This window comes from Pseudomonas sp. CFII68, from assembly GCF_000416195.1.
Classification (GTDB): domain Bacteria; phylum Pseudomonadota; class Gammaproteobacteria; order Pseudomonadales; family Pseudomonadaceae; genus Aquipseudomonas; species Aquipseudomonas kilonensis.
Window position 1 is genome coordinate 1 of the sequence record NZ_ATLN01000089.1, and the last position, 12,465, is coordinate 12,465.

General features: G+C 62.5%; 12 protein-coding genes. 3 read left to right on the plus strand and 9 right to left on the minus strand.

Translation table 11 applies throughout. The features are described from left to right. The 3 genes from CFII68_RS12860 to leuA all read left to right on the plus strand — a co-directional run. The coding region (locus tag CFII68_RS12860) for an exodeoxyribonuclease VII large subunit (protein WP_018607659.1) at positions 1–391 on the plus strand (391 nt) is incomplete at its 5' end. Between the two features lie 3 nt (positions 392–394). Continuing rightward, positions 395–1,216 carry a peptidoglycan DD-metalloendopeptidase family protein gene (locus CFII68_RS12855; RefSeq protein WP_018607661.1) on the plus strand — a complete coding sequence of 274 codons (822 nt, stop codon included), beginning with the start codon at positions 395–397 and terminating at the stop codon, positions 1,214–1,216. Between the two features lie 457 nt (positions 1,217–1,673). Continuing rightward, the gene (leuA, locus tag CFII68_RS12850; protein WP_018607663.1) at positions 1,674–3,353 is read left to right on the plus strand and encodes a 2-isopropylmalate synthase; all 1,680 of its coding nucleotides are present in this window, start codon (positions 1,674–1,676) and stop codon (positions 3,351–3,353) included. 207 nt (positions 3,354–3,560) lie between these two features. Here the strand turns inward: leuA and CFII68_RS12845 are convergent, their stop codons facing one another. The 9 genes from CFII68_RS12845 to CFII68_RS12805 all read right to left on the minus strand — a co-directional run. Next, the gene (locus CFII68_RS12845; RefSeq protein WP_018607665.1) at positions 3,561–3,977 is read right to left on the minus strand and encodes a hypothetical protein; all 417 of its coding nucleotides are present in this window, start codon (positions 3,975–3,977) and stop codon (positions 3,561–3,563) included. 68 nt (positions 3,978–4,045) lie between these two features. Then, positions 4,046–4,837, minus strand: coding sequence for an amidohydrolase (locus tag CFII68_RS12840; RefSeq protein WP_018607668.1), 792 nt, complete (start codon positions 4,835–4,837; stop codon positions 4,046–4,048). Next, positions 4,825–5,973 carry a pyridoxal phosphate-dependent aminotransferase gene (locus CFII68_RS12835; RefSeq protein ID WP_018607670.1) on the minus strand — a complete coding sequence of 383 codons (1,149 nt, stop codon included), beginning with the start codon at positions 5,971–5,973 and terminating at the stop codon, positions 4,825–4,827. Before CFII68_RS12835 ends, CFII68_RS12840 begins: the two co-directional genes overlap by 13 nt. A gap of 308 nt (positions 5,974–6,281) precedes the next feature. Further along, a complete protein-coding gene (gene der, locus CFII68_RS12830) occupies positions 6,282–7,754 on the minus strand; it encodes a ribosome biogenesis GTPase Der (RefSeq protein WP_018607672.1) in 1,473 nt (490 codons plus the stop codon). A 133-nt stretch (positions 7,755–7,887) separates the two neighbouring features. Next, on the minus strand, positions 7,888–9,039 hold the full coding sequence (bamB, locus tag CFII68_RS12825; protein ID WP_014336700.1) for an outer membrane protein assembly factor BamB: 1,152 nt from the start codon (positions 9,037–9,039) through the stop codon (positions 7,888–7,890). Next, positions 9,032–9,673: a tetratricopeptide repeat protein gene (locus CFII68_RS12820; protein WP_018607675.1), complete on the minus strand. Its 642-nt coding sequence runs from the start codon at positions 9,671–9,673 to the stop codon at positions 9,032–9,034. Before CFII68_RS12820 ends, bamB begins: the two co-directional genes overlap by 8 nt. Positions 9,674–9,713: 40 nt before the next feature. Further along, positions 9,714–11,003 carry a histidine--tRNA ligase gene (gene hisS, locus CFII68_RS12815; protein WP_014336698.1) on the minus strand — a complete coding sequence of 430 codons (1,290 nt, stop codon included), beginning with the start codon at positions 11,001–11,003 and terminating at the stop codon, positions 9,714–9,716. Positions 11,004–11,025: 22 nt separating this feature from the next. Beyond that, positions 11,026–12,135 carry a flavodoxin-dependent (E)-4-hydroxy-3-methylbut-2-enyl-diphosphate synthase gene (ispG, locus tag CFII68_RS12810; RefSeq protein ID WP_018607678.1) on the minus strand — a complete coding sequence of 370 codons (1,110 nt, stop codon included), beginning with the start codon at positions 12,133–12,135 and terminating at the stop codon, positions 11,026–11,028. A gap of 3 nt (positions 12,136–12,138) precedes the next feature. Further along, positions 12,139–12,465, minus strand: a 327-nt coding sequence (locus CFII68_RS12805; protein ID WP_156886096.1) for a DUF4115 domain-containing protein, incomplete at its 5' end; no start/stop codon positions are given.

The following is a 12,465-nucleotide window of genomic DNA, read 5'->3' on the forward strand; positions in this document are numbered from 1 at the left end:
CCGGGCGTTCGAACGCAGCCTCAATACCCGCCGCGAACGCCTGATCCGCCTGGAAACCCGCCTGGCCGGGCAACATCCGGGCCGGCAACTGGCCTTGCTGCGCCAGCGCCTGGACAGCCTGGCCGAACGCCTGCCCCGGGCCATGCGCGAAGGCCTCAAGACGCGCCGCGTGCAATTGCACAACCAGATGCAGACGCTGCACATCGTCAGCCCCCTGGCGACCCTCGGCCGGGGCTACAGCATTTTGCTCGACGAACGCGGCAAGGCGATCCGCAGTGCCGGGCAAACCCAGACCGGCCAGCGCCTGACCGCCAAGCTCGGCGAAGGCGAATTGCTGGTGCGGGTCGAAGACAATCACCTGACGCCGGTCACCCTTTCTTTACTGGATTGATTCATGCCGCGATATCTCGCCCCTTTGCTCTTGCTGTGCCTGACCTTCAACGCCCACGCCGACAGTTACATCACCCGCCTGCTGAACAAACCGGTGCCCGGCGGCGTGGCCGTGGTGGACCTGGGCAGCGCCGCCAAGGCACCGAAAGCCAGTTACCAGGGCAAGCCGGTGCTGGTGGTCAAGGAACAGGACAACTGGCTGGCGATTGTCGGCATCCCGCTGACGGTGCAGCCCGGCACGCAACAGATCAGCAGTGGCGGCGGCACCCAGCCGTTCGTGGTCGGCTACAAGAAGTACCCCGAGCAACACATCACCCTGAAGAACAAGCGCCAGGTCAACCCGAACCCGGCGGACCTCAAACGCATCGAGGCCGAACTGGCGGTGCAACTGAAGGCCTACCGCAGCTTCAGCCCGAACATCCCCAGCAACCTGTTGCTGGACAAACCGGTCAACGGCCCGCTGTCGAGCAAGTTCGGCGTGCGCCGCTTCTTCAACGGCGAAGAACGCAACCCCCACGCCGGCCTGGACTTCGCCGTGCCCGCCGGCACGCCGATCAAGACCCCGGCCGCCGGCAAGGTGATCCTCACCGGCAATTACTTCTTCAATGGCAACACCGTGTTCGTCGACCATGGCCAGGGCTTCATCAGCATGTTCTGCCACATGTCAAAGATCGACGTGAAGGTCGGCCAGCAACTGGCCCGGGGCACCGTGGTGGGCAAGGTCGGCGCCACCGGCCGGGCGACCGGACCGCACATGCACTGGAACATCAGCCTGAACGATGCGCGGGTGGATCCGGCGATTTTTATCGGGGCTTTCCAACCCTGAGCTTTTGCGGTGAGGCTACTGGCCTCTTCGCGAGCAAGCCCGCTCCCACAGGTACAGCGTTGATTCTGAAATCATCCACATTCCCCTGTGGGAGCGGGCTTGCTCGCGAAAGGGCCAGCGGCATCGCAACTCTTCGCCATGGATTGCCGAGTGACAAGCATCGACGCAATAAAACTACAAATACCTGATAGTCACGCGATTAAATCTCGCAAACCCGCCTAAAAGCAGAACTTCTCTCAATTTTTTCCGACTGCTTGCGATCCTCTCCCCACGCGGTTAGGGTTGAAGGCATGAAAACCTCTCACACCCTCATTCAGCTTCGCCAGCACCGCAGCCTGTGCCTCGTCAGCGCACGACTGCCGGGCTGAATCGCGGCGCCTCGTCCCGGCTGTGAAGCCACCCCCATCGAACCACCGGCAGGCCGCCTTTTTCCGGCCACGACATTAAGGATTTCTCCATGAGCATGCTCAAAGACCCGTCTTCCAAATACCGTGCCTTCCCGACCATCAACCTGCCGGATCGCACCTGGCCGTCGAAGGCCATCACCGCCGCGCCGATCTGGTGCAGCTCCGACCTGCGCGACGGCAACCAGTCGCTGATCGAGCCGATGGACGCGGTCAAGAAGCTGCGCTTCTGGAAAACCCTGGTCGCGGTGGGTGTGAAGGAAATCGAAGCATCGTTCCCAGCCGCTTCGCAAACCGACTTCGACTTCGTGCGTACCCTCATCGAAGAAGGTCACATCCCGGACGACACCACCATCCAGGTGCTGACCCAGGCCCGTGAAGACCTGATCGCCCGTACGTTCGAATCCCTGCGCGGCGCGAAAAAAGCCATCGTCCACCTGTACAACGCCACCTGCCCGTCGTTCCGCCGCATCGTGTTCAACCAGGACAAGGAAGGCGTGAAGGAAATCGCGGTGAACGCGGCCAAGCTGTTCGTCAAATACGCCGCGCAGCAGCCGGAAACCCAGTGGCAGTTCGAGTATTCGCCAGAGACTTTCAGCGCCACTGAGCTGGAATTCGCCAAGGAAGTCTGCGACGCGGTGATCGAAGTCTGGAACCCGACGCCCGAGCGCAAGGTGATCCTCAACCTGCCCGCTACCGTGGAAGTCGCCACGCCGAACATCTACGCCGACCAGATCGAGTGGTTCCACCGCAACATCACCCGTCGTGACAGCGTGCTGATCAGCCTGCACACCCACAACGACCGTGGCACCGGCGTGGCCGCTACCGAGCTGGGCCTGATGGCCGGCGCCGACCGTGTCGAAGGCTGCCTGTTCGGCAACGGCGAACGCACCGGTAACGTCGACCTGGTGACCGTGGCGCTGAACCTCTACACCCAGGGCATCAACCCCGGGCTGGACTTCTCCGACATCGACGGCGTGCGCAAAGTGGTCGAGGAATGCAACCAGATCCCGGTGCACCCGCGTCATCCGTACGTTGGCGACCTGGTCCACACCGCGTTCTCCGGCTCGCACCAGGACGCCATCCGCAAAGGCTTCGCCCAGCAGAAGTCGGACGGTCTGTGGGAAGTGCCATACCTGCCGATCGACCCGGCCGACATCGGCCGCAGCTACGAGGCAGTGATTCGCGTCAACAGCCAGTCGGGCAAGGGCGGCATCGCCTACCTGCTGGAACAGGAATACGGCATCAGCCTGCCGCGTCGCATGCAGATCGAATTCAGCCAGGTGGTACAGCGCGAAACCGATCGCCTGGGCCTGGAAATGACGGCCCAGCAGATCCACGCCTTGCTGCAGCGTGAATACCTGCAAGCCAACACTCCGTACGCGCTGGTCAGCCATCGCCTGCAGGAAGAAAACGGCAACAGCGCCGTGGAAGTGGAAGTGGCGAGCAAGGGCCAGGGCGAGACCAACCTGCACTGGCGCGGCAAGGGCAACGGCGCGCTGGAAGCGCTGGTGGCCGGCCTGCCAATTCCGGTGGAGATCATGGACTACAACGAACACGCCATCGGCGCCGGCACCAATGCCAAGGCGGCGGCGTACATCGAACTGCGGGTCAACGGCGAGCGTGCGGTGCACGGCGTGGGCATCGATGAAAACATCACCACGGCCAGCTTCAAGGCGCTGTTCAGTGCACTGAACCGGTCGCTGAGCCAGCCGGAAGCCAAGGCGGCCTGATCGGTCGCTGAAAAATCAAAAAGGCCCCGAGGTGTGAACCCTGGGGCCTTTTTTATTCGGCTTGATTTTGGGGTGGCTGTTCCGACCTCTTCGCGAGCAAGCCCGCTCCCACAATGGATCTGCGGCGGACACAAACTCTGTGTCTGGCAGAAATCTCCTGTGGGAGCGGGCTTGCTCGCGAAGGGGCCCTACTAGACGACCGAGATGTCAGGCATGGGTATCGATCGAGATGGTCATCGCCTGCAGCAACGATGCCCGCAGGGTTTGCAATGTCGCCTGGGTGCCCATGATCTGGGTCTGGAGGGCCATGGCCTGCTGGGCTTTCTGCTCTTCGCTGGCCTGGCTCTTCTGCACGCGGGCCAGTTGGGCCTGCTGCTGGGCCAATAGTTTTTCGGCCTGCTCGATCTGCTTCTTCAACTGTTCGATGATGCTGCCACCCGCCTCGGCACCCGCACCGGCGACGTTTGCGCCACGGGTATCGACCTGCAGTGTCTTGTCTTTGTCGTCATCGGTTTCAGTCGAGGCGACAGGGCTGACCGCTTTTTCCTCTTCCGCCCCCTTGATAGAGACTTTAGGGGCCGACGTCGGGTACGGGTTGACGGTGGTTGCGCTGATACTGGTCATAGGGACTTCTCCTTGGCTGACCGGTTATCGGCACGCAACACCGTTCCTGAAGGGTTGAAACGTTTCAGTTAGATGAATTCGAACGAGTCGGCATCCAGGTTCGCCGGAAACCGCGTGCGATACGCCGCCAGGTCCGCTGCGTTCAAGCACACCTTGAACACACCATCCGCCTCACCGGCGCTGAGCAAGCTCTCGCCCTGGAAATCCAATACCTGGCTGTCACCGGTATAGGCGAAGCCCTTGCCGTCGGTGCCAACACGGTTTACCGCCGCCACGTAGCACAGGTTCTCGATCGCCCGGGCCGGCAACAGCCGGTTCCAATGCTGACGCCGCGCCCCGGGCCAGTTGGCGGTGTACAGCAGCAGGTCGGTGTCCTCGGCGTCGCGGCTCCAGACCGGGAAGCGCAGGTCGTAGCAAATCAGCGGACGAATCCGCCAGCCCCTGAGCTCGAACAGCACCTGTCGCTCACCCGGGGTGTAGTGGTTGTGCTCCCCCGCCATGCGAAACAGATGGCGCTTGTCGTAATGCAGCACTTCTCCATCCGGCCGCGCCCAGAGCAGGCGATTGCGATGGCTGCCGTCAGCGGCCTGGATGATCACACTGCCGGTAATCACTGCGTCCAGCTTCGCCGCCTGGGCCTTCAGCCATTGGCGCGTCGGGCCGTTCTCCGGCTCAGCCAGTGCCTCGGATTCCATGGAGAAACCCGTGGTGAACATTTCCGGGAGGATGATCAAATCGGCCCCGCGTGCCTGCTCCAGCAACGCTTCGAAATGTTCCAGGTTGGCCCGGCGGTCGTGCCAGGCCAGGGTGGTCTGGACCAGGGCAATGTCGAGGTCCGGCAATGTGCTCAAATCACGCATAGCTTTTGCGCTGCTTCGCGCAGCGTCTCCTCGCGTTTGGCAAAGCACAGGCGCACCAGGCGCTGGCCTTGTGGTGGGTGCTGGTAGAACACCGAGATCGGAATCGTCGCCACGCCATGCTCGCGGGTCATCCACACCGCCATGTCGACGTCGTTCAGGTCCGGGCGAATCTGCGAATAATCCACCAACTGGAAATAAGTGCCGGTCACGCGCTTGAAGCTGAAGCGCGACGGCGCCAGCAGATCGCAGAACAGGTCGCGCTTGGCCTGGTAGAAGTCCGGCAGTTCATCGACGTGTTCCGGATGCTCGGCCATGTAGTCGGCCAGGGCGTACTGCAACGGCGTCACGCCGCAGAAGCTGACGTACTGGTGCACCTTGCGCAGCTCCGCCGTCAGGGCCGCTGGCGCCACCACGTAGCCGGTTTTCCAGCCGGTGACGTGGTAGGTCTTGCCGAACGAACTGACCACGAAGGCGCGGCGGTACAGCTCTTCATGGGCCAGGACACTGGCGTGGGCGACGCCGTCGAACACCAGGTGTTCGTAGACCTCGTCGCTGACCAGGTAGATGTCACGGTCGCGAATCAGCGTCGCCAATTGATCCAGTTCGGCGCGGCTGATCAGGGCGCCGCTGGGGTTGTGCGGCGAGTTGAGGATGATCATGCGCGTACGCGGGCTCAGGGCTTCGCCGAGCTTCTCGAAGTCGATGGCGAAGTCATCCAGGCCCAACGGCACGTGCACGCAATGCCCGCCGGCCAATTGCACGGCAGGCTCGTAGCTGTCGTAGCTGGGGTCGAAGACGATCACTTCGTCGCCGCTGTGGACCACCGCCGCAATGGCACAGAAAATCGCCTGGGTCGCGCCAGGGGTCACGGTGACTTCCTGGTCGGCATCGACGTTGACGCCATAGCTGCGGGCGATCTTTGCCGCGATCTGCTGGCGCAGGGCGGGTAAACCGGTCATGGGTGAGTATTGGTTATGACCTTGGGCAATGTGCCGGCCGACCGCATCGCGCAGGGCCTGCGGACCATCGAAATCGGGAAAACCCTGGGACAGGTTCAGCGCGCCCGTCTGCGCGGCGAGCTGGGACATCTGGGTGAAAATCGTGATGCCGACATTCGGCAACTTGCTGGTGATCATGAAGGGTCCCTGCTCTGCACCCGGCTCTGGTGCGGCGCGGGAGAGCTCGAGAATAGCCCAATCGCCGGGCATGAAAAAGGGTGCCACCAAGGGCACCCTTCTCATGCTGAAGACTCATGCCCTGTGGGAGCCAGAACTGTGGTAAGCAAGACTGTGGGAGCAAGGCTTGCCCGCGATGGCCGCGCCGCGGTGTAACAGCTAAACCGCGTTATCGTTCATCGCGGGCAAGCCTTGCTCCCACAGTTTCACAGCTCCACAGCTCCACAGCTCCACAGCTTCACAGTCCCAGATCCCAGATCCAGACTGGATCAGCGCTTGTCGCGGCGTTTCTTGTCGGCCTTCTTGTGGTGCGACATCAAGCGGCGCTTCTTGTTGACCTGGCGGTCGGTGAGCGTGTTCTTGTTGCCTTCGTACGGGTTCTCGCCGCCCTTGAACTCGATGCGGATCGGCGTGCCGACCAGCTTCAGGACGCGACGGTAGGTGTTCTCCAGGTAACGAACGTACGACTTGGGCACCTTCTCGATCTGATTACCGTGGATCACGATAATCGGCGGGTTGGCACCGCCCAAGTGGGCGTAGCGCAGCTTGATCCGACGGTTGTTGACCATCGGTGGCGCGTGCTCGCCGACCGCATCTTCGAGGATCTGGGTGAGGCGGTTGGTCGGCCAGCGGGTCACCGCCGACTTGAACGAGTTCTGCACCGAAGCGTAGAGGTTGCCCACGCCCGTGCCGTGCAGGGCCGAGATGAAGTGGATGTCGGCGAAGTCGACGAAGAACAGCCGGCGCTGCAATTCGATCTTGACGAAATCCCGTTCGCTCGGCGTCATGCCGTCCCACTTGTTGATCGCGATGACCAGCGCACGACCGGCTTCCAGGGCGAAGCCCAGCAGGTTGAGGTCGTGATCGACCACGCCTTCGCGGGCGTCCATCACGAAGATCACCACGTTGGCGTCTTTGATCGCCTGCAGGGTCTTGACCACGGAGAACTTTTCAACTTCTTCGTGGATCTTGCCGCGCTTGCGCACACCGGCGGTGTCGATCAGCGTGTACTTCTCTTCGTTACGCTCGAAGGGAATGTAGATGCTGTCTCGGGTGGTGCCGGGCTGGTCATAGACGATGACCCGGTCTTCACCGAGCATGCGGTTGACCAACGTCGACTTGCCCACGTTCGGGCGGCCGATGATGGCGATCTTGATCCCGTCTTTTTCGCTCGGGCCCGGAATGCGCTTGGCTTCCTCGCCTTCGGCAACGATCTCTTCCTCGCCCTCTTCCGGTTCTTCTGCGTCGTCCTTGGGGAAATCAGCCAGGGCGATTTCCAGCATCTGGGTGATGCCACGACCGTGGGCGCCGGCGATCGGAATCGCCTGGCCCATGCCCAACGGGGCGAACTCGGCGCGGGCCATGTCCGGGTCGATGTTGTCGACCTTGTTGGCGACCACGTAGGAACGCTTGTTACGCTTGCGCAAATGCTCGGCGATCATCTGGTCGGCGGCGGTAAAACCGGCCTTGGCGTCTACCAGGAACAGCACCACATCGGCTTCTTCAATGGCGAGCAGCGACTGCTCGGCCATTTTTTCGTCCATGCCGTGTTCATCACCGGAGATGCCGCCGGTGTCGACCAGAATATAGGTACGCCCTTGCCACTTGGCCTCACCGTATTGGCGATCACGGGTCAGACCGGACAAGTCGCCGACAATGGCGTCGCGAGTCCTGGTCAGGCGGTTGAACAAGGTGGACTTGCCGACGTTCGGTCGGCCCACCAGGGCGATTACGGGAACCATGCGGCTCTCCACTTCGTTATTTCAGAAAATACAAAAGCCGCTGCGAGGCAGCGGCTGGTGCTCGGGGCAGTCTGTAGAAGCCCTGCAAACCTTGTGAACAAGGCCGCTTGGGGGATTAGCCCCAAGCATAGTCTTACTTGATGGTCAGGGCTTCCAGTTTGCCGCTGTTGCCATACACATAGATCATGTCGCCCACCACCAGCGGACGGGCACGCAGGCCGTCGCTGTCGATGCGCTCACGGCCGACGAAACGACCGTCCACCTGGCTGAGCAGGTGCAGGTAACCTTCCAGGTCACCCACTGCAACGTAACTGGAGAACACTTCCGGGGCCGACAGTTGACGACGGGCCAGGGAGTCGTTGCTCCACAAGGCGGTGGTGGAACGCTCGTCAACGCCTTCGACGGTGCCCGAAGACAGGCTCACGTAGACGCTGCCAAAGCCTTGGGCGACACCGGCGTAGCTGGACGCATCGCGCTGCCACAACGGACGACCGCTTTCCAGGTCCAGTGCCGCCACGCGGCCCTGGTAGCTGGCGACGTACAGGGTACCGCCGGACAGCAGCAAGCCGCCGTCGATGTCGACCACACGCTCCAGCTCCGAACGACCTTGCGGGATCGCTACGCGCTGTTCCCACACCGGCACGCCGTTGGAAACATCCAGGGCCACCACTTTACCGGTCGACAAACCAGCCACCGCCAGGCGGTTGGTGACGATCGGCGCACTGGTGCCGCGCAGGGTCAGTACCGCCGGGGTGCTGTCGTACAACCAGCGTTGGTTGCCGGTAGCGGCATCCAGGCCGATCAGACGGTCGTCCTGGGTCTGGACTACCACCACATCACCGTTGGTAGCCGGCGGTGCGAGCACTTCACTGGTCACGCGGGCGCGCCATTTCTCTTCACCGCTGCTCGCGTCAAGGGCGACGATCTCGCCCTTGAGCGTGCCGATCATGACCAGGCCGTAACCCACGCCAACGGCGCCGGAAACAGGCAGTTCAAGATCCTTTTCCCATTTGACGTCACCGTTGGTGCGGTCCATCGCCATCACCACGCCCGTGACATCACCTGCATAGATGGTGTCGCCGTCAATGGCCGGCACCAGCATGTTGTAGGTCTCGCCCTGGCCATCGCCGATGGAACGGCTCCACTGCTTCTGCAGCACGACTTCTTCTTTGAAGTCGGTCAGTTCGGCCGGCGGCAGTTCTTTCTTGCTGTTGCTGCTGCAACCCGCGGCCAGAATGGCCAGGGCCAGCAATGCTGCATGTTTCCAACGGATCACGTCACGCATCCCCTTTGGCCAGGTCGTCCAGCTTGATTTGCAGGCCACCGACTGCAGCTTCATCCGACAGCGCAGCCTTGGCTTTTTGGTAGGCCGCATGGGCCTCATCGGCACGGCCCAGCTGTACCAGCAGGTCGCCCTTGAGTTCTTCGCGTGTCGCCAGGAATGCCTTGTCGGCATCACCCTCGAGCAGCTTCAAGGCGTCTTCGGCCTTGTTCTGTGCCGCCAGCACCTGCGCCAGGCGCTGACGCGCCACTTCGCCCAGGGTCGGGTTGGCCGGTTTGTCGACGATACCTTTGAGCTCGGTGGCCGCGTCGTCCAGCTTGCCGCTGTCCACCGCCACCTTGGCCACGAACAGGCGACCGTATTGGGCGTAGGCAGTGCCGCCGAATTCCTTGTCCAGCTTGCCGGCCAGGTCCGCCACGCGGGCCGCGTCAGGCTTTCCGTCCGGGGTCAGGGTGGTTTCCAGCAATTGCTGGTAGAGCACCGAGGCGCCTTGCGACTGGTTGCTCTGGTATTTCTGGTAGGCCTGCCAGCCGAACACGATGACCAGCGCCAACAGGCCGCCAGTGACCAGCGGCTTGCCGTTGCGCGTCCACCAGTCCTTCAAATCCGCCAGCTGTTCATCTTCGGTACTCGACACCCCAATACTCCTTAATCGCTAAATCGGCTGTTTGACAGCTTCAACCCTGCACGACGCAGGTGGCCAGGTGTGCAGCAAGCGCATCCCAGGCAATGCTTTGTTGTTCGCCCTGGCCACGCAGGGGTTTGAAACCTACCACTTGTTGGGCCAGTTCGTCGTCACCGAGGATCAGTGCGTACAGCGCACCGCTCTTGTCGGCCTTCTTGAATTGGCTCTTGAAGCTGCCGGCGCCGGCGTTGATCTGCAGGCGCAGGTTGGGCAACTGGTCGCGGATCCGCTCGCTCAACGACAGGGCTGCCAGCTCGGCGGCCTCGCCAAAGGCGCACAGGTAGACGTCGACCTGACGGGACAGTTCTTCGGGCACCTTGTCCAAGGCTTCAAGCATCAGCACCAGGCGCTCGATGCCCATAGCAAAGCCCACGCCTGGAGTCGGCTTGCCGCCCATCTGCTCCACCAGCCCGTCGTAGCGGCCGCCGGCACACACAGTGCCCTGGGCGCCGAGCTTGTCGGTGACCCACTCGAAGACGGTCTTGCTGTAGTAGTCCAGGCCACGGACCAACTTGGGGTTGATCACGTAAGGGATGCCCACGGCGTCGAGACGCGCCTTCAGCCCTTCGAAGTGTGCACGGGATTCGTCGTCGAGGTAGTCGGCCATTTTCGGCGCATCGACCAGGACCGCTTGGGTCTCGGCATTCTTGGTGTCGAGCACACGCAGTGGGTTGGTCTTCAGACGGCGCTGGCTGTCTTCGTCGAGCTTGTCCAGGTGGGCGGAAAGAAACTCCACCAACGCTTCACGGTAGCGGCCACGGGACTCGCTGGTGCCCAGGCTGTTGAGCTCAAGCTTGACCGCGTCACGCAGCCCCAGCTCGCCCCACAGGCGCCAGGTCATGACGATCAGTTCGGCGTCGATGTCCGGACCCTCGAGGTTGAACACCTCCAGGCCAATCTGGTGGAACTGGCGATAACGGCCTTTCTGCGGACGCTCGTGACGGAACATCGGCCCGACGTACCAGAGTTTCTGCACCTGGCCGCCGCCGGTGATGCCGTGCTCGAGCACCGCACGCACGCAGGCCGCCGTGCCTTCGGGGCGCAGGGTCAGGGAGTCGCCGTTGCGGTCGTCGAAGGTGTACATCTCTTTTTCGACGATGTCGGTCACTTCACCGATGGAGCGCTTGAACAGCTCGGTGAACTCGACGATCGGCATGCGGATCTGCCGATAGCCGTAGTTATCCAGCAGACGCGCCACAGTGCCCTCGAAATAACGCCACAGGGGCGTCTGCTCGGGCAGGATGTCGTTCATGCCACGAATGGCTTGCAGGGACTTGCTCACGTGTATTCCTTAATCTTTCGACTTAACCGCGCGCGATAACCGCTGCGTCGGCTTCGACCTTTTCGGCCGCTTTCTGGCGAATCAGCCGTTCCAGCTCATCCACCAGATTGTCATTCGTCAGTTTCTGCGACGGCTTGCCGTCGATGTAAATCAGGTTCGGTGTACCGCCAGTCAGGCCGATGTGGGCCTCTTTGGCTTCGCCCGGCCCGTTGACCACGCAACCAATCACCGCGACATCCAGCGGCACCAGCAGGTCTTCGAGGCGCCCTTCCAGCTCGTTCATGGTCTTGACCACATCGAAGTTCTGCCGCGAGCAGCTCGGGCAGGCGATGAAGTTGATGCCACGGGAACGCAGGTGCAGGGACTTGAGAATGTCGTAGCCGACTTTCACTTCCTCGACCGGGTCAGCCGCCAACGAGATGCGGATGGTATCGCCAATCCCTTCGGCGAGCAGCATACCGAGGCCGACGGCGGATTTCACCGTGCCCGAACGCAACCCACCGGCTTCGGTGATGCCCAGGTGCAGCGGCTGGACGATTTCCTTGGCCAGCAGGCGGTAGGCTGCGACGGCCATGAACACGTCGGAGGCCTTCACGCTGACCTTGAAGTCCTGGAAGTTCAGGCGTTCGAGGTGTTCGACATGGCGCAGGGCCGACTCCACCAGCGCCGCCGGGGTCGGTTCGCCGTATTTCTTTTGCAGGTCTTTTTCCAGGGAACCGGCGTTCACGCCGATGCGGATCGGGATGCCCCGGTCGCGGGCGGCATCCACCACCGCGCGGACACGGTCTTCGCGACCGATGTTGCCCGGGTTGATGCGCAGGCAATCGACGCCTAACTCGGCCACGCGCAAGGCAATGCGGTAGTCGAAGTGGATGTCGGCCACCAAGGGGACCTTGACCAGTTGCTTGATCTTGCCGAACGCCTCGGCGGCGTCCATGTCCGGCACCGATACGCGCACGATGTCGACACCGGCGGCTTCCAGGCGGTTGATCTGCGCGACCGTGGCGGCCACGTCATTGGTGTCGCTGTTGGTCATGCTCTGCACAGCGATAGGCGCATCACCGCCCACGGGCACGTTGCCGACCCAGATCTTTCGGGATTCGCGACGCTTGATTGGAGATTCGCCGTGCATGACTTATTGACCCAACTTCAGGCGAGCGGTCTCGCCACTGGTGAACGGAGCGATGTCGACCGGCTGGCCGTTGTAGCTGACCTGCGCGCCACGGGCATAACCCAGGCGCACGGCAAATGGCGGCTTGCCGTTGATGGCGGTGCTGTCGCCCTTGCGCTTGAGGCCACTGAACAGCACCTTGCCGTTGCCGTCGGTGACTTGCGTCCAGCAGTCGGCGACAAACTGAATCTGTACCTGGCCTTCACCCGCGACCGGAGCCGGGGTCGGAGCCGCCGGAGCTGCCGGGGCGACTGGAGCGGCTGGAACGGCGTGGGTCGCAGGCGCAGCCAC